General features: G+C 66.7%; 23 protein-coding genes. 7 read left to right on the top strand and 16 right to left on the bottom strand.

The genetic code is table 11. The features are described 5' to 3' along the window. Positions 1-39 precede the first annotated feature (39 nt). The 4 genes from AC5RUQ_RS14175 to AC5RUQ_RS14160 are packed head-to-tail and all read left to right on the top strand — an operon-like array spanning position 40 to position 3,126. On the top strand, positions 40-447 hold the full coding sequence (locus AC5RUQ_RS14175) for a TOBE domain-containing protein (protein WP_493947966.1): 408 nt from the start codon (positions 40-42) through the stop codon (positions 445-447). 41 nt (positions 448-488) lie between these two features. Further along, complete coding sequence (gene modA, locus AC5RUQ_RS14170) at positions 489-1,226, top strand: molybdate ABC transporter substrate-binding protein (RefSeq protein ID WP_493948141.1); 738 nt, start codon at positions 489-491, stop codon at positions 1,224-1,226. After that, positions 1,223-2,071 (top strand): ABC transporter permease, encoded by an 849-nt coding sequence (locus AC5RUQ_RS14165; protein WP_493947965.1) that lies wholly within the window; start codon positions 1,223-1,225, stop codon positions 2,069-2,071. Before modA ends, AC5RUQ_RS14165 begins: the two co-directional genes overlap by 4 nt. Next, the gene (locus AC5RUQ_RS14160; RefSeq protein WP_493947964.1) at positions 2,068-3,126 is read left to right on the top strand and encodes a sulfate/molybdate ABC transporter ATP-binding protein; all 1,059 of its coding nucleotides are present in this window, start codon (positions 2,068-2,070) and stop codon (positions 3,124-3,126) included. The genes AC5RUQ_RS14165 and AC5RUQ_RS14160 overlap by 4 nt, the downstream gene beginning before the upstream one ends. A gap of 10 nt (positions 3,127-3,136) precedes the next feature. On the opposite strand, the gene AC5RUQ_RS14155 is transcribed toward AC5RUQ_RS14160, so the two are convergent. Continuing rightward, complete coding sequence (locus AC5RUQ_RS14155) at positions 3,137-3,520, bottom strand: YciI family protein (protein WP_493947963.1); 384 nt, start codon at positions 3,518-3,520, stop codon at positions 3,137-3,139. A 177-nt stretch (positions 3,521-3,697) separates the two neighbouring features. Between AC5RUQ_RS14155 and clpB the strand changes: the two genes are divergently transcribed. After that, positions 3,698-6,355, top strand: a complete 2,658-nt coding sequence (gene clpB, locus AC5RUQ_RS14150; RefSeq protein WP_493947962.1) for an ATP-dependent chaperone ClpB — start codon at positions 3,698-3,700, stop codon at positions 6,353-6,355. 46 nt (positions 6,356-6,401) lie between these two features. Here the strand turns inward: clpB and AC5RUQ_RS14145 are convergent, their stop codons facing one another. Further along, entirely contained in the window at positions 6,402-7,130 is a 729-nt protein-coding gene (locus AC5RUQ_RS14145; RefSeq protein WP_493947961.1) for a septum formation family protein, read from the bottom strand. Positions 7,131-7,392: 262 nt separating this feature from the next. Between AC5RUQ_RS14145 and AC5RUQ_RS14140 the strand changes: the two genes are divergently transcribed. Continuing rightward, on the top strand, positions 7,393-7,626 hold the full coding sequence (locus tag AC5RUQ_RS14140) for a DUF3073 domain-containing protein (RefSeq protein WP_050053419.1): 234 nt from the start codon (positions 7,393-7,395) through the stop codon (positions 7,624-7,626). 312 nt (positions 7,627-7,938) lie between these two features. Here the strand turns inward: AC5RUQ_RS14140 and AC5RUQ_RS14135 are convergent, their stop codons facing one another. The 10 genes from AC5RUQ_RS14135 to uraD form a co-directional block, all read right to left on the bottom strand. Then, complete coding sequence (locus AC5RUQ_RS14135; protein WP_493947960.1) at positions 7,939-9,732, bottom strand: ABC transporter permease subunit; 1,794 nt, start codon at positions 9,730-9,732, stop codon at positions 7,939-7,941. Beyond that, on the bottom strand, positions 9,732-11,294 hold the full coding sequence (locus AC5RUQ_RS14130; RefSeq protein WP_493947959.1) for an ABC transporter substrate-binding protein: 1,563 nt from the start codon (positions 11,292-11,294) through the stop codon (positions 9,732-9,734). The genes AC5RUQ_RS14135 and AC5RUQ_RS14130 overlap by 1 nt, the downstream gene beginning before the upstream one ends. Before the next feature lie 88 nt (positions 11,295-11,382). Continuing rightward, positions 11,383-12,666, bottom strand: a complete 1,284-nt coding sequence (locus tag AC5RUQ_RS14125) for an MFS transporter (protein WP_493947958.1) — start codon at positions 12,664-12,666, stop codon at positions 11,383-11,385. Next, positions 12,663-13,463, bottom strand: a complete 801-nt coding sequence (locus AC5RUQ_RS14120; protein WP_493947957.1) for an ABC transporter ATP-binding protein — start codon at positions 13,461-13,463, stop codon at positions 12,663-12,665. Before AC5RUQ_RS14120 ends, AC5RUQ_RS14125 begins: the two co-directional genes overlap by 4 nt. After that, on the bottom strand, positions 13,460-14,248 hold the full coding sequence (locus AC5RUQ_RS14115) for an ATP-binding cassette domain-containing protein (protein WP_493947956.1): 789 nt from the start codon (positions 14,246-14,248) through the stop codon (positions 13,460-13,462). The genes AC5RUQ_RS14120 and AC5RUQ_RS14115 overlap by 4 nt, the downstream gene beginning before the upstream one ends. A 215-nt stretch (positions 14,249-14,463) precedes the next feature. Then, positions 14,464-15,624 carry a phosphoribosylformylglycinamidine cyclo-ligase gene (gene purM / locus AC5RUQ_RS14110; RefSeq protein ID WP_493947955.1) on the bottom strand — a complete coding sequence of 387 codons (1,161 nt, stop codon included), beginning with the start codon at positions 15,622-15,624 and terminating at the stop codon, positions 14,464-14,466. After that, positions 15,621-17,312: an amidophosphoribosyltransferase gene (gene purF / locus AC5RUQ_RS14105; protein WP_430231344.1), complete on the bottom strand. Its 1,692-nt coding sequence runs from the start codon at positions 17,310-17,312 to the stop codon at positions 15,621-15,623. Before purF ends, purM begins: the two co-directional genes overlap by 4 nt. Positions 17,313-17,371: 59 nt before the next feature. After that, positions 17,372-17,686: a hypothetical protein gene (locus tag AC5RUQ_RS14100; protein WP_493947954.1), complete on the bottom strand. Its 315-nt coding sequence runs from the start codon at positions 17,684-17,686 to the stop codon at positions 17,372-17,374. Positions 17,687-17,777: 91 nt separating this feature from the next. Continuing rightward, entirely contained in the window at positions 17,778-18,116 is a 339-nt protein-coding gene (gene uraH, locus AC5RUQ_RS14095) for a hydroxyisourate hydrolase (protein ID WP_493947953.1), read from the bottom strand. Then, on the bottom strand, positions 18,113-18,610 hold the full coding sequence (gene uraD, locus AC5RUQ_RS14090; RefSeq protein ID WP_493947952.1) for a 2-oxo-4-hydroxy-4-carboxy-5-ureidoimidazoline decarboxylase: 498 nt from the start codon (positions 18,608-18,610) through the stop codon (positions 18,113-18,115). The genes uraH and uraD overlap by 4 nt, the downstream gene beginning before the upstream one ends. 250 nt (positions 18,611-18,860) lie before the next feature. On the opposite strand from uraD, the gene AC5RUQ_RS14085 reads away from it, so the two are divergent. After that, positions 18,861-20,093, top strand: a complete 1,233-nt coding sequence (locus tag AC5RUQ_RS14085; protein WP_493947951.1) for a sensor histidine kinase — start codon at positions 18,861-18,863, stop codon at positions 20,091-20,093. 97 nt (positions 20,094-20,190) lie between these two features. Here AC5RUQ_RS14085 and AC5RUQ_RS14080 read toward each other — a convergent pair whose 3' ends face one another. The 4 genes from AC5RUQ_RS14080 to AC5RUQ_RS14065 are packed head-to-tail and all read right to left on the bottom strand — an operon-like array spanning position 20,191 to position 24,016. Then, on the bottom strand, positions 20,191-20,616 hold the full coding sequence (locus tag AC5RUQ_RS14080; RefSeq protein WP_493947950.1) for an ATP-binding protein: 426 nt from the start codon (positions 20,614-20,616) through the stop codon (positions 20,191-20,193). After that, the gene (locus AC5RUQ_RS14075; protein ID WP_387547502.1) at positions 20,609-20,941 is read right to left on the bottom strand and encodes an STAS domain-containing protein; all 333 of its coding nucleotides are present in this window, start codon (positions 20,939-20,941) and stop codon (positions 20,609-20,611) included. The genes AC5RUQ_RS14080 and AC5RUQ_RS14075 overlap by 8 nt, the downstream gene beginning before the upstream one ends. Continuing rightward, on the bottom strand, positions 20,931-22,907 hold the full coding sequence (locus tag AC5RUQ_RS14070; RefSeq protein ID WP_493947949.1) for a glycosyltransferase family 2 protein: 1,977 nt from the start codon (positions 22,905-22,907) through the stop codon (positions 20,931-20,933). Before AC5RUQ_RS14070 ends, AC5RUQ_RS14075 begins: the two co-directional genes overlap by 11 nt. After that, positions 22,904-24,016: a PP2C family protein-serine/threonine phosphatase gene (locus tag AC5RUQ_RS14065; RefSeq protein WP_493947948.1), complete on the bottom strand. Its 1,113-nt coding sequence runs from the start codon at positions 24,014-24,016 to the stop codon at positions 22,904-22,906. The genes AC5RUQ_RS14070 and AC5RUQ_RS14065 overlap by 4 nt, the downstream gene beginning before the upstream one ends. Between the last annotated feature and the right edge of the window lie 171 nt (positions 24,017-24,187).

Here is a 24,187-nt window from a genome sequence, read left to right as displayed (position 1 = left end):
GCTGCTCCATCTTCCGCATCTGCGCCATAAACTGGGCCTATGACCATTATTCGCGTTGCTGAGGCTGCCCGGTTCCTCGGTGTCAGCGACGACACTATACGGCGCTGGTTGGACAACGGATCACTCACCGCCATCAAGGACGACGGCGGCCGGCTCGCCGTGGAGGGGCTGGACCTGGCCCGGCATGCACAGAAACTCGCGCAGCTTCCGGACGATCCGCACCGTACCGGCAGTTCCGCGCGCAACAGGTTTGTGGGCCTGGTTACCGGCATCACGGCGGACAAGGTTATGGCCCAGGTGGAGCTGCAGTGCGGGCCGTTCCGGGTGGTGTCGCTCATGAGCAGCGAGGCCGTTCGGGAGCTGGGGCTGGAACCCGGCTCCGTGGCCACCGCGGTGGTCAAAGCCACCACGGTGATCATCGAAACGCCGCAGGGCAAGGCGCTGTGAGCAGGATCCAAAAGCTCATTGCCCTGCTGCTGGCCGTACTGATGTCAACCACGCTGGCGGCTTGCACTGGCAAGGGCGATGCGGCCGCCAACGCCGGCGGCGGGGTACTGACCGTGTTCGCTGCCGCATCCCTCAAAACCAGCTTCACGGAGATGGCAAAGATTTTTGAAGCCCGGCACCCCGGCACCACCGTCACCCTAAGCTTCGCCGGATCGGCAGACCTGGCTACCCAGATCAACCAGGGCGCGCCGGCGGACGTCTTCGCCTCCGCGGACACCAGGAACATGGAAAAACTGCAGGAGGCCGGGCTGGTGGATGGCGAACCGCAGATTTTCGCCACCAACACGCTCGCCATCGCCGTCCCGCCGGGAAACCCGGCCGGCATCCGTTCTTTCGCGGACCTCGCCAAACCTGGAACCCGTCTGGTGCAGTGTGCCCGGCAGGTTCCCTGCGGTGCGGCCGCGGCCACCATCGAACAGCAGACCGGAACAGACCTTAACCCAGTCAGTGAGGAAAGCTCCGTGACGGACGTGCTGGGCAAAGTCATCTCCGCGGAAGCCGACGCGGGGCTGGTCTACGTCACCGACCTCCAGTCCGCAGCAGTCCGGGTGGAGGGCGTTCCCTTCCCGGAAGCAGCCGGTGCAGTCAACAGCTACCCCGCCGCCGTGCTGTCCAACAGCAGGGACAGCGCAGATGCCCGTGCCTTTCTCGAATTCATCGGCAGCCCGGAAGGGCAGCAGGTGCTGTCAGACGCCGGCTTCGGACCGGGCTCGCCGTGAGCCACCAGGCTTACAGCGGCGTTCCGCGCTGGATCCATGCGGTGGCGGTCCTGGCCGCCCTGGTGGTCATCCTGCCGCTGCTCGCCATGGTCGCGAGGGTCAACTGGGCTAACTTCCTGCCACTGGTCACCTCCGAGTCCGCTGTGTCGGCGCTGGGCCTGAGCCTCCGGACTTCCGCTGCCAGCACCGTCCTGTGCATCCTCCTCGGTGTACCGCTGGCCCTGGTCCTGGCCCGGGGCAGGTTCCCGCTGCAGGGCCTGCTGCGTTCGCTGGTGCTGCTCCCACTCGTCCTGCCACCCGTGGTGGGCGGCATCGCGCTCCTCTACACGTTCGGCCGCCAGGGCATCCTGGGCAGCACCCTGGAAGTCCTCGGCCTCCAGATTGCCTTCTCCACCACCGCAGTTGTCCTGGCGCAGACATTCGTGGCGTTGCCGTTCCTGGTGGTGAGCCTGGAAGGGGCCCTGCGGACCGGAGGTGAACGGTACGAAGTAGTCGCTGCAACGCTCGGCGCCTCGCCGGGGCGGGTCTTCCGCCGCGTGACGCTGCCGCTGGTGCTGCCCGGGCTGGCCTCGGGAGCCGTGCTTTCCTTTGCCCGGAGCCTGGGCGAGTTCGGAGCCACCCTGACATTCGCGGGCAGCCTCCAAGGGGTGACCCGGACGCTGCCGCTGGAAATTTACCTGCAGCGTGAAACGGACCCGGATGCCGCCGTCGCCCTCTCCCTGGTGCTGGTGGCCGTGGCGGTGGCCGTGGTGGCCCTTGCGTACCGGCGGCCCGGTGGGCGTGCCGGCCTGGTTTCCAGTCAGCGGACGACGACGGCGGCCGCCACGGTAAGGAACGCCGCGTGACATTTACATTTGAGGCAGCTGTGGCCGGGCGGGGGTTCGACGTGGCCCTGACGGTCGGTCCGCGCGAAACGGTAGCGGTGATGGGGCCGAACGGGGCGGGCAAGTCCACGCTGCTGGCCGTGATCGCGGGACTGCTGCGGCCGGACAGCGGCCGGGCCGAGCTCAACGGGCGGACGCTGTTCGACCTTTCGCCGGGCAGGAGCAGCTGGACGCCGCCCCATCATCGGGGTACAGCGCTGCTGGCCCAGGAACCCCTGTTGTTCCCCCACCTCAACGCCTTGGAGAACGTGGCTTTCGGTCCGAGGAGCGCCGGGGTGGTGAAGCGCCAGGCAAGAACCGATGCCGTCCGCTGGCTCGCCGAGGTGGAAGCCCAGGAGCTCCATGACCGCCGCCCTGCCGAGCTCTCCGGCGGCCAGGCCCAGCGTGTCGCGGTTGCCAGGGCGCTCGCCGCTGATCCGGGGCTTCTCCTCCTTGATGAGCCGATGGCCGCGCTGGACATCCATTCCGCGCCGCTGCTCCGCCGCCTGCTGACACGGGTCCTCACAGACAGGCCGGCCATCATCATCACCCACGACGTCCTGGACGCGCTGATGCTGGCCGACCGGGTGGTCATCCTGGAAGGGGGCCGGATCTCAGAGGAAGGCCCTACCCGAGACGTACTCGAGCGGCCCCGCAGCACCTTTGCGGCCGGGCTGGCGGGGCTGAACCTGATTCCTGGAACCCTCACCCGTGACGGGCTCAAAAGCTCAGACGGCCAGACCATCGCCGGCCATATCGAGGACCCCGGCCCGGCAGCCGAGGGTGACCTGGCAGCGGTGGCCGTGTTCCCGCCGTCGGCCGTTTCCGTGTTCCTGGACGACGCCCACGGAAGTCCCCGCAACTACTTCGAGGTGACCATCACGGATCTTGAGCCGCACGGCGACGTCATCCGGGTGCGGGCGGGAAGCCTGGCGGCGGACATCACGCCCGCCGCGTCGGCAGACCTCGGCCTGGTCCCCGGCCTGCCCGTGCATTTCGTGGTCAAAGCAACGGCCGTGGCAATTTACCCGGCCTAACGGCCAGCGCCTACATGACCGGCAGGTCCAGGGACTCGTAAACCTGGATACTCGCGCCGGGCATCATGAGGTGCGGGTGGCCGTCCAGCAGCGCCTCGGCGCCGGCGAGGTCCTCGGCCTGGAGGATGCCGTAACCGGCCACGCCGGTGCTGCTGTCTGCCGTGCCGGTTGCCGTGATTTCCTTCCCTGCCCCGAGCGGGTTCCCCATGTCCACGATCCCGTCACCCGCCCGCTCAGCCCATTCCATCCAGGCCTTCATACCCTCCTGGGCCGCCTCCGGCGAGCTTTCGGCCATTTGGGCCTGGGCCGATTGCGCTGCGATGTAGAGAACAACAAACTTCTTCATTGCCTGTCCCGTCTGCCGTGCGCCGGCGGCACAGTGCTCCCCGGTCACAAGGCGATCCTAGGGCGGATAGGCAGCCTTGGAAACGGGGCGGCCAGCCGAGTCCTGAGCCCTGGTTTGCTGCCCTTCCTCCTTTCGCTGTGGGAAAACAGGAAATAAAAAGTACCCCCACCAAAGTTGAGCGTAGTAGACTCAACCCAAGACAACAGACCCTGAAAGGAGCTCTCTTTGGACGTCAAATTCACCACCAAGAGCCAGGAGGCTCTCTCGGCTGCCGCCATGAACGCCTCCACGGCCGGCAATCCGCAGGTGGAGCCGGCCCACCTGCTCAAGGCGCTGATGGACCAGCGTGAAGGCGTCGCCGTGGCGCTGCTCCGAGCAACCGGCGCGGACCCGGATGCCGTAAGCGTCCAGGCGAGCAGTGCCATCAAAGCGCTGCCGGCCACCTCCGGCGCTTCCAGCCAGCAGGCCCAGCTGTCCCGGCCTGCCCTTCAGGCCATCCAAAATGCCAAGGAGGAAGCCGACCGGCTGGGCGACACTTTTGTGTCCACCGAAGTGCTCCTGTTGGGGCTTTCGGCCGGCAGCGACGCCGCGGCCCGGTTGCTGCGCGACGCCGGCGCCTCCCACGAGGCCCTGCTCGCCGCTCTCCCGGGTGTCCGCGGCGACCGGAAAGTCACCAGCCCGGACCCGGAGAACACCTTCCAGTCACTGGAAAAGTTCGGCACGGACCTCACCGCCATGGCCCGGTCAGGCAAGCTGGACCCGGTGATTGGCCGCGATACGGAAATCCGCCGGATCGTCCAGGTCCTGAGCCGCCGCACCAAGAACAACCCCGTGATCATTGGTGAGCCGGGCGTCGGCAAGACCGCCGTCGTGGAGGGCCTGGCCCAGCGCATCGTGGCCGGGGACGTGCCGGAAAGCCTGCGCGGCAAGACCCTGATCGCCCTGGACCTTGCCTCGATGGTGGCCGGCGCCAAGTACCGCGGTGAGTTCGAGGAACGCCTCAAGGCCGTCCTGGAGGAGATCAAGAACTCCGAAGGCCAGATCGTTACCTTCATTGACGAAATCCACACGGTGGTGGGTGCAGGCGCCACCGGCGAGTCCTCCATGGATGCCGGGAACATGCTCAAGCCCATGCTGGCCCGCGGCGAGCTGCGGCTCATCGGCGCCACCACCCTGGACGAGTACCGCGAGAACATCGAGAAGGACCCGGCCCTGGAGCGCCGTTTCCAGCAGGTGTACGTGGGGGAGCCCAGTGTTGAGGACACCATCGGCATCCTCCGCGGCCTCAAGGAGCGCTACGAGGCGCACCACAAGGTGGCTATTGCCGACTCTGCCCTGGTGGCAGCTGCGACGCTTTCAAACCGCTACATCTCCGGCCGCCAGCTGCCGGACAAGGCCATTGACCTCGTGGATGAAGCCGCGTCCCGGCTGCGCATGGAGATCGACTCCGCTCCGGAGGAGATTGACCAGCTCCGCCGCGCCGTGGACCGGCTTACCATGGAGGAGCTGGCCCTGGAAGGCGAGACCGACGCCGCGTCCGTGGAGCGCCTCGCCGCCCTCCGTGCGGACAAGGCTGACAGGGAAGAGGAACTCGCGGCCCTGAACGCCCGCTGGGAGGCTGAAAAGGCCGGCCTCAACCGGGTGGGTGACCTTAAGGCGAAGCTGGACGAACTGCGCAGCGCCGCTGACAAGGCCTACCGTGAAGGCGACCTGGAGACGACGTCGCGCATCCAATACGGGGAGATCCCTGCCTTGGAGCGCGAGCTCAACGCTGCCGCCGAGGCCGAAGCCGCCGTCACGGACAAGTCCGCGCAGATGGTGGCCGAACAGGTGACAGCCGACGACATCGCCGAGGTCATCTCGGCTTGGACCGGCATTCCCGCCGGCCGGATGCTGCAGGGCGAAAGCCAGAAGCTGCTGCACATGGAGGAGGAGCTCGGGAAGCGGCTTATCGGCCAGAAGAAGGCTGTTACCGCAGTGTCGGACGCCGTCCGCCGCGCCCGCGCCGGCATCAGCGATCCCAACCGCCCCACCGGCTCGTTCCTGTTCCTGGGCCCCACCGGCGTCGGTAAGACGGAGCTCGCCAAGGCCCTGGCGGACTTCCTGTTCGACGACGAACGCGCCATGGTGCGGATCGACATGTCCGAGTACGGCGAAAAGCATTCCGTCGCGCGGCTCGTGGGTGCGCCTCCCGGATACGTGGGCTACGAGGAGGGCGGCCAGCTCACCGAAGCCGTGCGCCGCCGCCCTTACTCCGTGATCCTGCTGGACGAGGTGGAGAAGGCCCACCCCGAGGTCTTCGACATCCTCCTGCAGGTGCTCGACGACGGCCGCCTCACCGATGGCCAGGGCCGCACCGTGGACTTCCGCAACGCAATCCTGGTCCTGACGTCCAACCTTGGCAGCCAGTTCCTGGTGGACCCCTCGCTGGATGCCGAGGCCAAACGGAATGCCGTGATGGCTGCCGTCAACGCCTCCTTCAAACCGGAGTTCCTGAACCGGCTGGATGAAGTGGTGCTGTTCGATCCGCTGTCAGTGGAAGAGCTCGCCCGCATCGTTGAACTGCAGGTGGCCGAACTTGGCCGGAGGCTGCACGAGCGCCGGCTCACCCTGGATGTTACCGAGGGCGCGCGCGCGTGGCTGGCGATGTCCGGCTTCGACTCCGCCTACGGCGCCCGGCCGCTGCGCCGGCTGGTGCAGCGGGAGATTGGGGACCGGTTGGCCAAGGCCATCCTGTCCGGCGAGATCGCTGACGGGGACACCGTGCTGGTGGACACGGCCACCGATGTTGATGAACTCACCATCGAAGGGCTGGAAGCTCTGGCAAGGCCCAGCGGCGGCGCCGTCCCGGGAACGGGGCTTGTGGTCCGCCGGAAGGACTAATGTTCCGCAGGTTGGTCTTGAGCGTGCTGCCCTGATGCCCAAGCGGCTAGGGCAGCACGCTCGCGTTGACGTTGTTGCCGCCAGGTGAGGTGACGTAGCAGTGCAGCCTGCGGTCCCCGGCGCCCCAGCTTGTGGAGCTGGGGAAGCTGCGCTCAAAGGTCAGCGTGTACTGGTTGGCGGCCGGGCCCAGCTTTGCCGCCTGGCATGCTTCCAGGGCTTTGGCCTTGAGTGCTTCCGCGCCCGGGTAGTCCTCGCCTTCCGGATAGTGGAAGACGGCAACCAGCTGTGCGGAATGGCCGGTGTCGCACGGGACCACTGTGGCTTTGAGCGCCTCCGGGTCAAAGTCCTTGAAGCAGTCACCCAAGGCGTAGGCCGCAGGTTCCGCCTCGCGGGGGAGCGGCAATGGGGTAGCCGGGGGTGTTACGGCGGTTTCGAGGATCCCGGGAACCGAGCCTGCAGAGGCCTCCTGGTCCCCGTTGGTGTTCAGCCACAAGGCAAGCCAGACCAGTGACCCGATGACGGCTAAGAGGACGACGACGAAGAACGCCTTCCACAGGGTCGGCTGGTTGATGCTGCCGCGGCCGGCTTCAGGTCCGTCAGGGATCACGGCATGGTCCTGCTCGAACGCCTCGCCCTGGTCCCGCTCTTGGCCCTCGGTACGTGCCGGAGGTTCGGCTGCTGGAACTCCGTACTCTGCCGCGGGAACCGTGGGCAGGCCAGCGGTGGGCGGAGAAGCTGGTTTGGGCGGAACGTCACGGTGGTTCACTGGGTGCATCCTCCTGCGTTTTCTCCGCACGGCAGCCGGATTCCCGGCCATTGTCAGTAGTTGCTGAGTCGACTCTACCGAAGAAAAAAGCCGTATTCTGGCCTTTGAACGGCAGGGATAGTACCGGGCGTCGCCGCAGGGAGCTGTGGCTGGCAAGCAGGGCCAGCAGAAAGCATGTAATCTAGGTGTACGACAAATTGACCAAACATTCCGGGGCCTCACCTACGCCAAGGTGACCACCTCCGGTCCAAGTACAAAAGGGGGTCACGCCATGGGGCGCGGCCGTCAAAAGGCAAAAGCTACCAAGCAGGCTCGGGATATCAAGTACTACTCCCCGAACACTGACTACTCGGCACTTCAGCGTGAGCTGACGGGTCCAGGCAGTCGTGCCACGAGCCATTACGCGAATGAGCCGGTTGAACCGGACTATTCGGCTTATGTGGATAAGTACGCGGATGATTTGGAAGAAGACGACGACGAGGTAGACACCCGTCGGATCGGCTAGTTGTCGCAAGGTGCTGTTGCCGTAACCGGGCAGCCCTGTGACGCCGCAGCACGAACGGATGCAGCAGGCATTTCTGCGGTTTCCACCTTTTAGTGCAGCGCTTCTTTTTGGGCACCCTTGATTTCAGTGGATCATCGGTGCTGACTCAGTTCTTGGGCCCGTTGCCTCCACCGGAATTCCGGTGCAGGCAGCGGGCTTTTGCTGTCCCTAGCCCGGATTACGGGCTCCGCGACAACGCCCCATCACTTCCCACAGCAAATCGTTGAACGCCCCATCACGTTCTGCGTCCCAGGGCAGGTAAACCGGGCTAAATCATTTTGCGGTTTCCGGCGCCGTCGCGGCGCGGGCGGCAGCGGGGTTTCCCAACCTCCTGAGCCGTGCCGCCCTGGTGCCGCTCCCTGTGCCTGCGAGGCTGACGGCCAGCACCGACGCCAGCACCAGCGCGGATGCCGGTGCCAGGACCGCCCACGGTGCCCGTTCCACATAGCCGATGCCCTCGGCCAGAATCAGTCCCCACTCCGGCGACGGCTGTTGCGGGCCCAGCCCCAGGAACCCGAGCGCCGCGAGGGCCAGGGCGACTCCCGGCAGGCGGAGCATAGCGTGGCGCAGGAGCGGCCGTGCCACCGCCGGCAAGATGTAGCGGAGCATAATGCGCGCCTTGCCGACCCCCAGCACCGGGAGGATCTGAACATACGGTTGTGCCCGGGCCTCCTGGGCCAGGGCGGCCGTGTGGGCAGCAAGGGGCGCCCAACTCACGGCTGCCACAGCCAGGGCGGCCCCCTGCGCGGATGGGCCGGTCACGGCTGCGACAACCAGTCCGGCGAGGATGGGCGGGGCGGCGTTGGCCACCTCGAGGGGCCCTGTGGCTGCCAGCGGGAAGAGGCCGACGGCGATTCCCACGGCCAGGCAGACGAGTACCACTACCAGCGCGGTTCCGAGCGTCCCCACGGCGCCGTGCCCCACCCGGGCCAGGAGGTCACGCCCACTGGCGTCCGCCCCAAAGGGCAATGACCAGGCGGGCGCTGCCAGCCTCGGGTATGCCGAGGTGTAGGGGTCACGCAGCAGTCCGGCGCCGATGATGAGCAGCAGGGCCGCAGCTGAAACTGCCGGCACGGCCAGGTGGCGGTGGCCCGCTGAACTTGGGGGCTCCGCAAGCGGAAGTGTGCCGAAGCGTACTGCGGGCCCGATCAGCAGGTACCGTGCCGCCGTCGCCAGCGTTCCCACCAGCAGGGCCAGCCCCATCAGTGCCAGCATGCCGGCCTGAAGGGTGGGAATGTCCTGGGCGCTGGCCGCTCCCAACAGCGCCCGGCCGAGCCCCGGAATGGCGTACACCTTTTCCACCGCGACGGCTCCGCCGGTCAGGCCGATGAGGACCAGCCCGAGCTGCGGCAGCACTGCCGGCAGGGAGCGCCGCAGTACCGCCCGCGTTAGCTGAACGGGCCCCGCGCCGGCCAGCCGCCACGTGGCCACCCACTTTTCCCCGAACGCGGCGCGGATGGCGTCGGACAGCAGCAGTCCCATCAGGCCGCCCGCCGGAATGCCAAGGGCGAGGGCCGGCAGGACGGCGTGCTCGGGGCCTTTCCAGCCGAACGGCGGAAACCACTGGAGCCAGACGCCGCCCACCACCAGCAGCATGGCCGAAAGCAGGAACTCCGGCAGGGAGGTGAGCGCGGCCGGCAAGACTCCGGACCCCTGCCTTCGCCGCTGCCGAAGCCCGTCCACCACTGCAGGCCCGCAGATCAACAGGACTATGATCCCTGCTGCCGCTATGGCAAAACCCATCAGGGTCACCGAAACGCCCAGCGCGGCTCCGATGCCGGGACCCACAGGAGTGCTGTTGATCCAGGAGGTCCCGAGGTCCCCGGCTAGGACGCCATGAACCCAGGACACGAACATGGCCAGGGGGCCCTGCTCGAGCCCGAGTTCGGTGCGGATGGCAGCCAGGGCTTCGGGGGTGGGTTCCCGGTCCGAGTACCGGGCGCGGAGGATGGTGTATTCAGCTCCACGGCCTGAGAGCCACGGCATCATTCCGATCAGCACCACCAGTCCGAGGAGGGCAACGATCCGCGAGGCGGTGACTTTCAGGAGCGCCGTACCGGTGGGCATCAGCCTGCGGCGCCTGGCGCGCTGGTGATCCCTGTACTGCTGGTGAACCCCGTCTTACCCGTGATCAGCGCCCGCTCCCGCGGATCCCGCGCCACGTTCCGCACCCGCCCGGATTCGCCCTGGATGACGCGTTCGTGGAGCAGCGGGATGGCCGCGTCCCGGGCCAAGATGAGGCTTTCAGCCGCTGCGATGGCAGCCCGGCGTTCAGGGCCGGCGGGAATACCTGCGGCTTTGGCCAAGGCATCGTCTACGCCTGGATCGCAGAACTGGGAGATGTTGAAGGAGCCCGCGCAGGAGAAGTCGCTGTAGAGGTAGGCAACGGGGTCACCGGAGTCCAGGACGGTGGCGCGGGACAGGATAAAAGCATCAAACTTTCCGGCCAGTGCGTCGGCCTCGATGTGCTGGTACTCGCGGACGTCCTGTTCCACGGTAAAGCCGGCGGCCTCCAGCTGCTGCTCCAGTTGAACCGCGACTTCCGGCAGTTCGGCGCGGTCGGTGAAGGTCCCAAGGCGGATGGAAGTCCCGTCGACGGCAGTTGCGGCCACCCGGGTGGCGAGGTTGGCGGCGTAGTCTGCGCTGCTCCGCTCGTCCGCCGCCCACGGGAGGGCGGGGCCGAGCAGCCCGGCGGCCTTGTCTGCGCGCCCCTCATAGACCCCCTCCACGATGGTGCCGGCATCAATCGCCCCGCGGGCTGCGGCGCGGACTGCGGGATCAGCGAAGGGGCCCGACGCCGTGTTGAGGTAGAGCGTGTTGGTCCGCGGCATCGGTACCTCATGTACCAGTGCCGGGTCGATCCGGGCCACTTGGCCCACCGGGATGGCTTCCACGATGTCCGCGTCACCGGTCCTTAGGGCAGCTGCCCGCGCGGTTCCGTCCGGCACGAACTGGACATCGACGCCGTCGGCTTGCGCCTTCTCGCCCCAGTATCGGTCGAAGCGGTCCAGCCGTGCTGATGAGGTGCCCTCCACCGAAGCCAGTCGGTAGGGCCCCGTACCGGCATTGACCGGATTCACGACGCCGCCTTCCTTGTACGCGGTGGCAGCAAAGACGGCCAACTGGGGACTTGACAGCCGCTGGGGGAGGAGGGGGTCCGGCGTCGCCGTCCTGACGATCACACCGCTCGAACCATCAGCCTGGGCGGTAAGTTCCACGCCGTCCAGAATCCTGGGCTTGGGGCTTGCCTTGGCCGCGGCGGAAAGGGAGGCAACAACCTCCGCTGACGTCAGGGCCGTACCGTCGTGGAACTCGACCCCGTCCCGCAGGGTGAAGCGCCACGAGGTCTGGCCAACCTGCTGCCACTCCGTGGCCAATGCAGGTTTCGCTTCGCCCAGGTCGTCCAGCACCACCAGGGTCTCAGCGGTCTGCCACCGCGAGAGCTTGAAGGCGTCGTCGCTCAGCGGCGACAACCCGGACCGCGGCGGCTGGAGCATGGCGAGCTTGATCCGGCCCGCACCGTCACCCCTTTCCGCTGCCTGCCCGCCACCGGCGAAACAGCCGGTCAGGCCGGCGAGCAGAAGGGCCGAGATGGCAATAGCGCCTGTTTTTGATCGCTTTTTGGGCATGGTGGTTACCTGTTTCCGAGGTCGGTGGAGAAGGGGAATGGCCGGCGCTCAGCCGGGTCGGCCCGTTGGCTGTTTTACGTTTGGAGGCTTAGCGCTTGGCAGGCAGGAGCCGTGAAAGTCCGACGGCGGGAAGCGCCGTCAGTGCCGCCATCACCGCCCAGGGCCACGCGGCGTCGGGCCCCGGCTCGGTGGCTCCCGAGTAGAGCGGCCCGAGGGCAACGTTGCCCAGCAGCACCGCGCAGCCGCCCATGCTCGCGAGGAGCCCGTAATAGATGCCCGTCCGTCGGCCGCGGGCAAAGTCCAGGACCAGCGGCATGGCCACCGGCCCGATGCACATGTGCCCCAGGCACAGCCCCACCACAAGCAGCAGCGGCGGCAGGAGCTGCAGGGTGCCGGCGGGCGGAACCTGGGCGAGCAGTGCCATGGTGGCGAAGGCCAGGCCCTTGAGGAGGAAACCTGCCGTCAGGGCTCTGCCCGGTCCCATCCAAGTTGTCAGCCGGGAGATGGGCCACTGCAGCGCAATGGTCAGGACCGAGGCGACGGCGAACAAGCCGGCCAGCGCCCCGGGGCCCGCACCGCTCCTGGTCAACTCGATGGGAAGGCCAAAGTACAGCTGGTTATAGGCCAGCAGGTTCACGCTGTAGAGGGCAGCAAAGGCCACAAAGCGCTTGTCCCGCAGCATCACCGTGATCCCCTCGCCCCGTGCAACGGAGGAAGGCGGCTCAGGGGAAGTCGGCGTGGAGGAAGACGCAGTGCCGCGCACAAGATTCGGGGCTTCGGCGGGCACACTGCGCCACAACACCCCCGTCATCACGGCAAAGACCACTGCTCCGGCCAGTGCTGCCCAGCTGAAGGAAATGCCTAGCAGCAGCGCGCCCACCAGCGGTCCGGCCACAGCCCCGATCTCTCCGCAGATGGCGAGGAGCGCAAACAGTGCGGGCGCCTTCCCACTGGTGTTGCGCCGTCGTTCTTCCGCCTGCCCAATTAGGGACTCCAGGGCAGGTGAGAACAGCGCGCCGCCCATCCCGGTGAGGACCGCGCCGAGGAGGAACAGCGGAAAGCTGCCGGCAAGCGCCAGGGTGAGGTAGCCGCAGATACGGACCAGGCAACCCACCAGCATGGCGCGCCGCGGCCCGAAGCGGTCCGTGATGATCCCGCCCACCAGGAAAAGCCCCTGCTGGCTGAAGACGCGGGCGCCCAGAACCACGCCAACCGCTGTTGCCGTCATGCCGAAGTCCTGGGTCATGACCAGCGCGAGGAACGGCACCACGGCGTAGAAACCGATATTGAAAACGAGCTGGCTGGCGAGGAGGAGGCCCGGGGCCGGGCGCGGGTTCGTTGCTGTCCGCTCTGCGGCGTTGAGGGCGGTCACAGGGCAACCGCCTGGAGTGGGGCTGGGAGCTGCAGGCCCCGCGACGCCTGCACTAGTGCGACGGCGGCCGGGCTGGCGGGGTTTACCAGCACCTGGCCCGTTGGCGCCTGTTCCACGATGCTGCCTCCGGAAAGCACGGCGGTGGTGCCGCACATCCTGGCAGCGGTAGCCAGGTCATGGGTCACGAGGAGCAGGCCCAGGCCTTCGTGCACCAGGCCGTCCAGGAGTTCGAGGACGGCATCGCGCAGGGGCAGGTCCAGGCCGCTGACGGGTTCATCAGCCAGCAGGTACGTCGGTTTCACTGCCAGGGCACGGGCAATGGCCACCCTCTGGTTCTGGCCGCCGGACAGCTCGCCCGGCCGGTGGGTCATCACCCAGGCCGGTAATTCCACGCGTTCCAGCGCCTGGGCCGCCAGATCCCGGTGGCTTCCTTGCACGCGGAGCTGCCGCAGAGGTTCTTCTAACAGTTGCGAGACGGTCATTCGCGGGTCCAGGCTCGCGGCCGGATTTTGCGGGACGTACTGCACCGAGCGGCGGTACCAGCGAAGGCTCCGGGCCGGTCCGGGCCTTACTGCACACCCGCCAAGCGTGACGGTGCCGTTGGACGGCTTTGCCAGGCCGAGCATGATCCGAACCAACGTGGATTTTCCGGAGCCGGAGCTTCCCACAAGCGCCATGCCGGCTCCAGGAGTGAGGCTCAGGGTGATGTTGCGGAGGATGTCCGCCGTAGGGCTGCTCCGGAGGTTGCGCTTGGGGTAGCTGAAGGAGATGCCATCCGCGCTCAGGGCCCCGGTCATGCTGCCACAGCCGTTCCTGCATGCGGGGGCGTTGCCGTAGCCGCCCGCACCAGCCGCTTGCTGTAAGGGTGCCCGGGGTTCAGTAGCAGCTCAGCCATCGGGGCATCCTCCACAATGTGCCCGCCTTCCATCACGAGCGCGCGGCTGCACAGGGCTGCCGCTGCTGCCAGATCGTGGGTGATGAAGATCAGGGTTCGGCCCTCGGACACCCAGCTGCGGAGGCTCGCAAGAACGGTGTGCCGGGTAACCGCATCGAGGGCTGTGGTGGGTTCATCTGCCACCAGGACCTCCGAGCGGCAGGCCAATGCCAGTGCAATGCACACCCTTTGCAGCTGCCCGCCCGACAGCTCGCCGGTGTAGCGCCGCAGGATCTCCGAGGGGTCCGCCAGCCCGGCCTGGGCGAGCAGGAGCGCCGCTTGGCACCGGGCTTCAGTGCGGCTGAGCCCTGCCCGGCGGAGCGGGATCATCAGCTGCTTGCCCACCGGCACCAGCGGATTGAGGGCGGTCTGGGAATCTTGGCTGATCAAGGCTGCGCCGGCATCGCCCTCCGCGCTTCCGCAGTCCCCTGGCCGGAAAGCAGCCCCAAACGAAATTTCCCCTCTCGCCGTGATTCCTTCCGGCACTGTCCCCGTGAGGGCGGAGGCGGTCAGCGACTTTCCGGATCCTGAGGCTCCCAGAAGCGCAACGCTTTCAGCCCACTGGATGGAGAACGTCAGGGGGTGCACCAACTGGTGCCCGGCGTGCGAGAGCACGAGGTTCTTCACGGACAGGGCGGGTGCAGGCATCGGAACGTCGTTTCGTGGCAGGACTTCGGGAACGAGTTCATCCTAACAAGAACCGTTCTCAATTACGCAACTATCGACAGGTGACTGTGCCTCTGGTTGATCCCAAGGTGATGGCGGGTTGCCTGATGTTCTGCAGGAGGTGATGGCGGGTTTTGGGATCCTGGCACAAAAAAGCCGGCGGGCGCTCAAGGCACCCGCCGGCATTCCGCATAAGCTCAGGCGTAGGCGTTGACCAGGCGGACCGCGCCGCCGTCCACGCCCTTGGCGCCCTGCACGTAATCCGGGCCGGACTTCAGGATTGAATCCGAGTCCTTGGTGACGGTGCCCATGATCCAGGACGGCAGTCCACGGTCGTTCAGGCGGGAGACTGCTGCGTCAGCAACGTCAGCCGAGACGATGGCCACCATGCCCACGCCCAGGTTCAGGGTGCGCTCCAGGTCTGCCAGCGGCACGTTGCCGAGTTCGGACACCAGTTTGAAGATGGCCGGCAGCTCCCAGGTGGAGCGGTCGACGGTGGCCACCAGGCCCTGGGGGAGCACGCGGGCCAGGTTGGCGGCCAGGCCGCCACCGGTCACGTGGCTGAAGCCGTGGACCGCGGATTCACCGGTGACGGGGAACGTGCGGGCAAGGTCCAGGCAGTCCGCCGCGTAGACGCGCGTGGGCTCCAGGAGTTCCTCACCGAGGGTACGGCCAAGTTCGGAGACCTGGCGGTCCAGCGCCCAGCCGGCGTGGTTGATCACGCGGCGCACCAGGGAGTAGCCGTTGGAGTGCAGGCCCGAGGAGGTCATACCGATGACGATGTCGCCGGCGCGGACGCGGTCCGGGCCGAGGAGGTGGTCGGCCTCGATGACGCCGGTGGCTGCGCCGGCGACGTCGTACTCGTGCTCGCCCAGCAGGCCGGGGTGCTCGGCCGTCTCGCCGCCCACCAGCGCGGTGCCCGCCACGGAGCATGCTGCCGCGATGCCGCGGACAATGTCGGCGATGCGCTCGGGCACCACCTTGCCGCAGGCAATGTAGTCCGTCATGAAGAGGGGCTCTGCGCCTACCACGACGATGTCGTCCACCACCATGCCCACGAGGTCGAAGCCGATGGTGTCGTGGATGTCCATGGCCTGGGCAATGGCGACCTTGGTGCCTACGCCGTCGGTGGACGTTGCCAGCAGCGGCTTCTTGTAGGTGAGGAGCTTAGAGACGTCGTAGAGGCCGGCGAAGCCGCCCACCCCGCCGATCACCGAGGAGTTGTGGGTGGCCTTGATGGCACCCTTCATAAGCTCGACGGCGCGGTCGCCGGCTTCAACATCGACGCCCGCGGAGGCGTAGGTGATGCCGGCAGTGTTCCCGGCGGTGTTGCCGGAGGCGGGGGCAGCGGAAGTCATACGGACTCTTTCTTGTCAGCGTCGGGGGTGGTGACTGCGTGATGAATCTCTGGCACAAGGTCGGCTTCGGTCAGCAGGTTCTCAAACTCCGAGTCCGGTCCGGGATCGCAGCCCGTGGCGCCGGACTTTTCCGCCGGATCCACGGCAGGGTCGATTGCAGGGTCCACGGCAAGGGCGGCAGTCTGGCCCGGAAGGGCGGACGGCGAGGGCTTCAGGCCGCCAAGGTCCGTGCGTTCCAGCAGGTTCTTGCCCAGCTTGTCAGAGCCCGGCAGCTCAATGGGGTACTTGCCCGTGAAGCACGCGGTGCACAGGCGCTCCCGGGGCTGCCGGGTGGCCCCGATCATGCCGTCCTCAGAGATGTAGGCCAGCGAGTCTGCACCGATGGCCTGCGAGATCTCCTCGATGGTTGCGCCGTTCGCAATGAGCTCGGCGCGGGAGGCGAAGTCGATGCCGTAGAAGCAGGGCCACTGCACCGGCGGGGAGGAGATCTTGACGTGGACTGCTGCGGCACCGGCTTCGCGGAGCATCCGGACGATGGCGCGCTGCGTGTTGCCGCGGACGATCGAGTCGTCCACCACCACCACGCGCTTGCCGCGGATCACGGACTCGAGGGCGTTGAGCTTGAGCCGGATACCCAGCTGGCGCAGTGTCTGCGAAGGCTGGATGAAGGTACGGCCAACGTAGGAATTCTTGACGAACCCGTGGGCGAACGGGATGCCGGATTCCTCGGCGTAGCCCACGGCGGCGGGGGTGCCGGATTCCGGAACGGGAATCACGATGTCCGCTACCTGTGTGTTTTCACGGGCCAGCTGGCGGCCCATCTCCACCCGGGACTCGTACACGGAGCGGCCCGCGATGGCGGCATCCGGACGGGCAAGGTAGACGTACTCGAAAACGCAACCGGCCGGCGTCGGCTCCGCAAAACGCTGGGAACGCACGCCCTGCTCGTCGATGGCGATGAACTCGCCGGGCTCGATCTCGCGGATGAAGCTGGCGCCAACTGTGGCAAGCGCGGACTGCTCGGACGCGACCACCCAGCCGCGTTCCAGCCGGCCCAGGACCAGCGGGCGGATGCCGAAGGTGTCGCGGGCCGCGTAGAGGGTGCCTTCGTCCATAAAGACAAAGCAGAAGCCGCCCTTGATCTTGGGCAGCAGTTCGATGGCGGTCTCTTCGAGGGACTTGCCTGGTTCACCCTCCAGGAGGGCGGTGACCAGGGCGGTATCGGAGGTGTTGCCCTGCTTCATCTCGCCGGTGAGCTGGCCGCCGTTGCGTTCCTGGATCATGGCGTTAAGCTCAGCCGTGTTGGTGAGGTTGCCATTGTGCGCCAGGGCCACGGTCCCGGTGCTGGTGGCGCCGAGGGTGGGCTGGGCGTTGGCCCAATGGCTGGCTCCGGTGGTGGAGTAGCGGCAGTGGCCCACTGCAAGGTGCCCGGTAAGGGTGTTCAGGGTGGTCTCGTCGAAGACCTGGGAAACGAGTCCCATGTCCTTGTAGACGTTGATCCGGTTGCCGTCGCTGGTGGCTATACCAGCGGACTCCTGACCGCGGTGCTGCAGTGCATACAGCCCGTAATAGGTTAGTTTTGCTACTTCTTCACCTGGTGCCCAGACTCCGAAAACGCCACAGGCGTCCTGCGGGCCTTTTTCGCCAGGGAGAAGATCATGGGAAAGTTTTCCATCGCCGCGTGCCACTGGTCGATTATCTCACGACATGGGGTAAGACTTTTCCGGCCGCCCGTTTATGACCGGGGCTAGGGCTGCGGGTCCGTATCCGGCTCAGAGTCCGGGACGGACTCCACGACGGCCCGCTGCTGCCGCTTGACGCTGCGCCGATCCAGGATGAGCGCCGCTACGGCACCCAGGACCGCGCCGGCGGCCGCGAACAGCACCAGGAAGAATCCGAAGACGGAGCCGGCGTCGAAGCTGGGCGTTTCCGGCAGGCCGTAGGCAACCACTGCCGCAGCGGCGATACCCACCAGTGCGCCCAGAACCAGGAACGGGACGTACTTGGGCGCACGGCGGACGGTGATTTCGCGGCGCTCGGCGGAGGGTTGTTCAGAAGGCATGCATCAAGCCTACATTTCCGCCGTTGACCTATCGCTTACGGTTGCCAAAACCCCGGAATGGGGACCATAAGTGATAGGTCAACAGGGTGGGTTAGCTGCCGCGATAGGTGGAGTATGCGAACGGGCTCAGCAGGAGGGGGACGTGGTAATGCTCGGGGCCCGTGACTTCGAACACCAGGTCAACCTCCGGGAAAAACGTGGCGGTCTGCAGGCCGGCGTAGTAGCTCCCGGTGGCGAAGTTGAGCTTGTAGTGTCCGGGTTCCAGCTGCTCCGGGCCCAGGTCCTTCGCACGGCCATCGGCGTCGGTAGTGGAGCCGGCCAGTTCCTGCCAGCTGCCGCCGTCGTTCCTGTACAGCACGACGGCGACCCCAGCCGCCGGGCGTCCGGCGCCTGTGTCGAGGATGTGGGTGGTGACGTGGGAGACGCTCATTCGGTCATCAGTCCTTCAAGCCGCAGTACGGCGATCTCGCGCAGCTGCTGGGCCACGATGGTGTCTTCTTCGGCCGGGGAGTTTTCCAGCCGCTCCTTCAAGGACTGCAGGATTTCCGGGGCCGTGCGGCCGGCGGCGCGGATCAGGAAGACGCGGCCGAACTTTTCCTCGTACTCCCTGTTTCCCTGGGCCAAAGCCTCTGCCAGCGCGCTGTCCGCCGGATCTACCCCTGCCTGCTCGGAACGGGACATGGACGCTTCGGTGGTGGCCGCCGTCGGCCGTTCGCCGATCCGCGGGTGATGCGCCATGGCGGACTCAACCTCTTCGGACGTGAAGGGGTTGGCGGCAACGGAAGCGAAAGCGAGCAGGGCTTCCTTGGTGGGGAAAGGCCGGGCCGCGGCAACAGCGTCCACCCAGCGCTGGACGTCGATGCAGGGCCTGAGGGTTTCCGCAGCCCTTGCTGGGTCCGCGGTATTGAATTCGGCAAGCTTCATGCTGGCTGGTTCCTCGGTGACAAATGCTGGCATCCATGGTGACGGCTATGCGGAGGCCGGACTTCGGCACCCAAGCATCGGCAACGCCAGCTTTAGGCTTCCGCATCATGGAACTGTTATTTCAGCATACGTAATATTGAAGTTGAGCGTCGTGGTGGTGTCAAGAGACTACCGCAGGCGTCTGGCCGGACGGGTATCATCGCGGAAGAGCTTTCGGCTCGACGATAATGCTGGGGGCTCAAGAAGAAATATGGACGCGACAGCTATCCAAATGCTGACCGATCAGGATCAGCGGGACCTTGACCTGCGGGAGTATGGGCTGCTCCCTGACACTGCTGGACGGATTCCGGAACTGGTTGATGAGCAGGCCCGTGGTGCCCTCAATAACCTGGTGCGCCTGGCCGCCTCGCTCTGCGGGGTGCCCTACAGCGTGGTCAACATCATCACGTCCGGCCATCAGCTGCAGATCGCCGCCGCCGGGACCGATGCCGGCATCTGCTCCCGCGAGGACTCCATGTGCGCCAGCGTATTCCTTGAACCAGGAACCACAGTGGTGCGGGATGCCTCGCAGGACCCCCGGTTTGCCGCAAACCCGTTTGTGACAGGGGAGATAGCCGACGTCCGCTTCTACGCTTCCGTGCCGCTAAGGACCGCCAGCGGGCTGGTGCTCGGCTCGCTGTGCGTGTTCTCGGAGGGCGCCGAACTTCCCAGGCGCGAGCAGATTGATGTGCTGGAGGTGCTGGCGCAGCAGGTGGTGGAGCTTCTCGAGCTGCAGCACCGCACCCTGCAGCTCAATGAGGCCCTGGCCGAGCTGGAGCGGAGCAATGCGATGCTGGCCGAGTTTGCCGGCCGCGTCAGCCACGACCTCCGTGCTCCGCTCACCACCATCCTTGGTTATGTGGAGCTGGCCGAGGATGATCCCGAGATTCCCCAGGACCATCCGGTTAAGGAGTACCTGCAGCTCATCGGCAGCGGTGGGCAGCGAATGCTGGGCACCCTGCAGGATGTGCTGGACTACTCCCGGGCAAACGGGCGGCTGAATCGCGAACGGGTGTCACTTCTGTCTGTGACGGCAGAGGCATCCCAGGACCTTGGCGTGAGCCTCGGCCTGGGCAGCGGCATCCTGTGCGAGGATGCCCAGCTGTATGCCGACCGGTCGCAGCTGCGCACGATGGTGCAGAACCTGCTCGCCAACTCCCTGAACTACCGGGACCCCCAGCGGGACCTTCGGGTGGCTGTTACCGCCACCAGTTGCCCCCGCGGACTCACTGTCCACGTCGCTGACAACGGCAAGGGCATCCACCCCACCGACCGCCCCCGGGCGGTAGAGCCTTTGGTGCGGCTGAACCGTCCCGGTGACGGCCCCGGGACAGGGCTGGGACTGGCCACCTGCCGCCGGATCGCGCAGGCGCACGGTGGAGAGCTCACCATCAGTGACACTCCAGGCGGCGGGGCCACTGTCTCGGTGACATTCCCGAACTAGCGCCACCGCCCCACCCGACTCACAGGAGTTTTTGTGCAGATATGCAGGGTTTCGGGCGCCGGAGGCCTGCATATCTGGACAAAAACCCGCTGAGGTCCTAGTCCTGCTGCGAGGTCCGCGACAGGACCCAGGTGTTCGTACCGTCCTGCCGCTCGAAAGTGACCGTGGTGACCAGGGCCTGGATCAGCGCCAGCCCCCGGCCGGACTCGGCCTCCTCGCCCTGCCTCGCGGGTTCCATCGGGCCGAACGGGGGCTTGGCATGATAGGCGCTGACCCGCGCCTGCAGCAGCGTTGGCCGCACTTCGATGTCCACGCCCAACTCCACAGGCTCCGGCCCGGCCGGCTCCGCATGCTGGACGATGTTCGATGCCGACTCGATCACCGCCGTCGTAAACGTCATCTGGTCCATGTCCTGCACGAAGGGGACGTCAAGCCAAAGGCTGTCGAGATCGTTATGGACGGACTCGATCGCGTCCCCGGTGGCCAGCCCGCGGAAGCTGCGGGATGCCAGGACCTCAGTCATTGCTGAACGCCTCTTCGGCTGATCCGTAGGCCGTGAGGACCTTGTCCATGCTGGTCAGCTGCAGGACCATCTTCACCTGCGGCTGGACAGCCGCAATCCGCAGGTCACCACCGGCCTGCCGCGCCGCCTTCAGGCAGCCGATCAGCGCGCCCAAGCCGGAGGAGTCCATAAACGCCGTGTTCTCCAGGTTCACCACGATCCGGTTGGACCCGCCGGCGATTACGTCAGTAACGAACTCACGCAGCTTCGGCGCGGAGACCATGTTCAGCCGCCCGTCCGCCTTGACCTCCGCATACGAGTCCTTGACCTCATAGCTAAACTCCATCAGGATTCCTCTCTGGTTCTTGTACTGCCGGATCTGCGGCCGGCTGGTAACCCTTATAAAGCACTGCACGCACCAGGATGCTCATGACCACCAGGTCGAATATGACCCAGGCGACGTTCACCAGGGTGCCCAGCGGTTCGGCAAGGCCGTTGGCCAGCCGAATGATTCCGACGACGGCAGCCACGGCCAGCAGCACGGACACCACGATCTGTGGCTGGATCAGGCTCCAGCTGGGTCCGCCGCTCTGGCGGGCCTTGGGGGTGACGGCAAACCCCAGGGGACGGCCGAACCAGACGTTCCGGGCCGCCGTCGAGCACGCCTTGATCCAGGTGGGGAACAGGGCGAGGCTGTACTGCTGGCCTCGCCAGGTGGGAATGCCCCGGCCGGCGACGGCAAACAACAGCTGGTTGACCACCATGAACGGGATGAACCGGATGAAGAAGTCCCAGCTCAGGCTCGTGACCGGCAGGATGCCCAGCAGCAGGTAGATGATGGGGGCGGCGAAGTAGATGACCGCCGCGTAGCCGCTAAGGTAGGTCCACATGGTGGCGAAGTACATCAGCCGCTGGCCCAGCTTCAGGCCCTTCTGGACGAGCGGATTTTCGCGGAGCAGCACCTGGATGGTGCCCTGCGCCCAGCGGAGGCGCTGGGTGAGCATCGTCTTGAGGTCCTCCGGCGCCAGGCCGTACGCCAGGACCTCGTGGTGGTAGACGCTCTCCCAGCCCATGGCGTGCATGCGCATGGCGGTGGCCATGTCCTCGGTGACGGAGATGGTGGCCAGCGGCATCACGGGCTGGGCTTCGTCGTTGCGTTCCACCGAGAGCGCGTCCAGGACGGCCTGCACGGATTCCAGGGCTCCGAGCGGTGACCAGTCGCGGGCGGACATCCGCTGCACGGCGTCGTCGGCCACCACGGGAACGCCGGACTCGCCCACATGGGCCAGTTCCATGGCGGCAATCTCTTCGAGGTCTGCCTGGAGGGCTTCGACGTCGGCCATCACGAGGGTCTGCACGGCTGCGTCCACGCGGCGGCGGACACGGTAGGTGATCTCGCTCAGCGGCTGGCCGGCGTCCAGTTCCTGCTGGGCCTCGCGGGTGGCTGCCTCCACCTCGTCGAGCACCTGGGCCACCAGGGGCGTCTCCATGTCCGCGGACTTCCGGGCCTGTTTGATCGCGGAGCGGGAGGCCGCCAGAGCTCGGCGGATGCTTTTCTCGGTTTCCTTCACGTAGCCCACAAGGCCCAGCTGCATCAAGGCCTCGCGGCGCAGGATGGCGTTGGAGCCGCAGAAGAAGGCGGCGTTCCAGCCGTCCTTGCCCTGCTGGATGGGGCCGTAGAAAAGGGGTGCCTGGCTGCCGAGGGGGTCATCGGCGGGCACGTTGCTGAAGTACTGCGGTGTCTGGACCAGTGCCACCCGGCGGTTGTTGAAGTACCCCAGCGTTTTTTCGAGGATGTCGGGCTCGGGGATCTGGTCCGCGTCCAGGATCAGGAGGAACTCGCCGTGCGTTTGCATCAGGGCGTTGTTCAGGTTGCCGGCCTTCGCGTGCCGGGGGAGGTTCGAGGTCCAGTCCTCGCTGCGGGTGACATAGCCCAGGCCGTGCTGCTCGGCGAGGGCCTTCAGCTCGGGCCGTGCGCCGTCGTCGAGGATCCAGGTGCTGTGCGGATGCCGGATCTTCTGGGCAGCCAGTGCTGTGGTCATCACCATGTCCAGGTCTTCGTTGTAGGTGGTGATGAAGACGTCCACGGTGGCATCATGCGGGGGCGGTGGCGCGCCCTTGCGGATTTTCAGCTTCCAGACGGTCATGCCGAACAGCATGACGTCAATCAGGCTGTAGGTTTCGGCGACCACCAGCGGCACGGCGATCCACCAGGCATCCCAGTTGAGGGACGCTGCCCAGCGCCAGGCGATGTAGTTGATGCCGGTGATGACCGTCAGGACCACCACCAGGCGGGTCCAGAAGCGGGTCACGCGGTTGCATCTTCCGGTAGCCGGCGGACCACAACCACCGTGACGTCATCCTCGGCTGTCTCGGCCGGGGCGAGTGCCAGGATCGCGGCGCTGGCTCCCTGCGCAGAATCCCCACTTTGGGCGGCGCGGCCGACGGCTTCGGTGAAGTCCTCCACGGAGCCGAAGACGTCCAGCACGCCGTCACTGACCACTACCAGCGAATCTCCCGGGGCGAGGTCCAGTGATGACTGCGGCCAGGAAGTCCCTTCCCAGGCGCCGACCGGCGGGCCGCCGGAAGGGAGCCGGTGGGCCGTGCCGCCGGACCGAACGTGCAGCGCAAGCCCGTGCCCGGCGTCGACATAGTTGACCGTTCCGGACGCTGCGTCCAGCCGCGCGTGGAACAAGGTGGCAAAGGAGTTGGAGGAGTCCAGGTCCGTGGCGATGGCCTTGCTGGCGGTGGCGAATGCCCCGTCCAGGTCCTGCCGGTGGCCGGTGGAGCGCATGACAGCGCGCACTGTTGCTGCGATGAGCGCGGCTCCCATGCCCTTGCCCATGGCGTCGGCGAAGGTCAGGTGGAGCCCGTCCTGCGTCTGGTACCAGTCATAGAAATCACCGCCCACGCTGCGGGACGGGCGGAACATGCCGGCCACGTCGTAGCCCTCCACGCGGATGTCCTCCTTGGGAAGGAGGCTTTGCTGGACCTCCGTGGCCCGCTCCAGGTCATTGCGGGCGGCGGAGTCCGCGGCTGCGGAAGGCCTGCGGCGGAAGAGCGCGTTGATCCTGGACTGCAGTTCCCGGGGGCTGAACGGCTTGCTGATGTATTCATCGGCTCCGTTGTCCAGGCCGGTCAGCTTGTCCAGTTCGTCGGCGCGGGCAGTGAGCATCACAATGAAGGCATCCGAGAATTCGCGGAGCAACTTGCAGACTTCCAGGCCGTCGAGGTCCGGCAGGTTCAGGTCCAGGGTGATCAGATCGGGCTTGCGACGGCGGACTTCCTCCACGCCGGGCAGGCCGGCGTCGGCCTCGGTGACGTCGAAGCCCTGCTTAACCAGGACACGGACCAGCAGGCCGCGAATGTCCGGGTCGTCCTCAATAACAACGGCACGACGGATTTCGGATGGAGAGACCATAACTCTACTTCTACCGCATTAACGGCTGCCGCCCGAGTCACAGCGCCTCGCAGGAATGGGATTCGCGGTTGTTTCCTCGCTCACGTCGGCGGCGACGGCGGCGCGAAGCAGGCCGGCCGGGGAGATCTTGCGTCAATCTTGGGACCCGCTTGCCCGGACGTTGAGGAAGGC

It is taken from the genome of Arthrobacter sp. MDT2-3 (genome assembly GCF_059090465.1).
Note: the sequence above shows the minus strand (reverse complement) of the source record. Positions and strands in the feature narration are given on the sequence as shown.

Excerpts from the sequence above, each read along its gene's own strand:
- AC5RUQ_RS14100 (WP_493947954.1), bottom strand. The coding sequence starts at position 17,686 with ATGCCTTCTGAACAACCCTCCGCCGAGCGCCGCGAAATCACCGTCCGC.
- AC5RUQ_RS14175 (WP_493947966.1), top strand. The coding sequence starts at position 40 with ATGACCATTATTCGCGTTGCTGAGGCTGCCCGGTTCCTCGGTGTCAGC.
- AC5RUQ_RS14130 (WP_493947959.1), bottom strand. The coding sequence starts at position 11,294 with ATGCCCAAAAAGCGATCAAAAACAGGCGCTATTGCCATCTCGGCCCTT.
- uraH (WP_493947953.1), bottom strand. The coding sequence starts at position 18,116 with ATGAGCGTCTCCCACGTCACCACCCACATCCTCGACACAGGCGCCGGA.
- AC5RUQ_RS14085 (WP_493947951.1), top strand. The coding sequence starts at position 18,861 with ATGGACGCGACAGCTATCCAAATGCTGACCGATCAGGATCAGCGGGAC.
- AC5RUQ_RS14080 (WP_493947950.1), bottom strand. The coding sequence starts at position 20,616 with ATGACTGAGGTCCTGGCATCCCGCAGCTTCCGCGGGCTGGCCACCGGG.
- uraD (WP_493947952.1), bottom strand. The coding sequence starts at position 18,610 with ATGAAGCTTGCCGAATTCAATACCGCGGACCCAGCAAGGGCTGCGGAA.
- AC5RUQ_RS14075 (WP_387547502.1), bottom strand. The coding sequence starts at position 20,941 with ATGGAGTTTAGCTATGAGGTCAAGGACTCGTATGCGGAGGTCAAGGCG.
- modA (WP_493948141.1), top strand. The coding sequence starts at position 489 with ATGTCAACCACGCTGGCGGCTTGCACTGGCAAGGGCGATGCGGCCGCC.
- AC5RUQ_RS14115 (WP_493947956.1), bottom strand. The coding sequence starts at position 14,248 with ATGCCTGCACCCGCCCTGTCCGTGAAGAACCTCGTGCTCTCGCACGCC.
- AC5RUQ_RS14065 (WP_493947948.1), bottom strand. The coding sequence starts at position 24,016 with ATGGTCTCTCCATCCGAAATCCGTCGTGCCGTTGTTATTGAGGACGAC.
- purM (WP_493947955.1), bottom strand. The coding sequence starts at position 15,624 with ATGACTTCCGCTGCCCCCGCCTCCGGCAACACCGCCGGGAACACTGCC.
- AC5RUQ_RS14120 (WP_493947957.1), bottom strand. The coding sequence starts at position 13,463 with ATGACCGGGGCCCTGAGCGCGGATGGCATCTCCTTCAGCTACCCCAAG.
- AC5RUQ_RS14135 (WP_493947960.1), bottom strand. The coding sequence starts at position 9,732 with ATGCCCACCGGTACGGCGCTCCTGAAAGTCACCGCCTCGCGGATCGTT.
- AC5RUQ_RS14145 (WP_493947961.1), bottom strand. The coding sequence starts at position 7,130 with ATGCACCCAGTGAACCACCGTGACGTTCCGCCCAAACCAGCTTCTCCG.
- AC5RUQ_RS14140 (WP_050053419.1), top strand. The coding sequence starts at position 7,393 with ATGGGGCGCGGCCGTCAAAAGGCAAAAGCTACCAAGCAGGCTCGGGAT.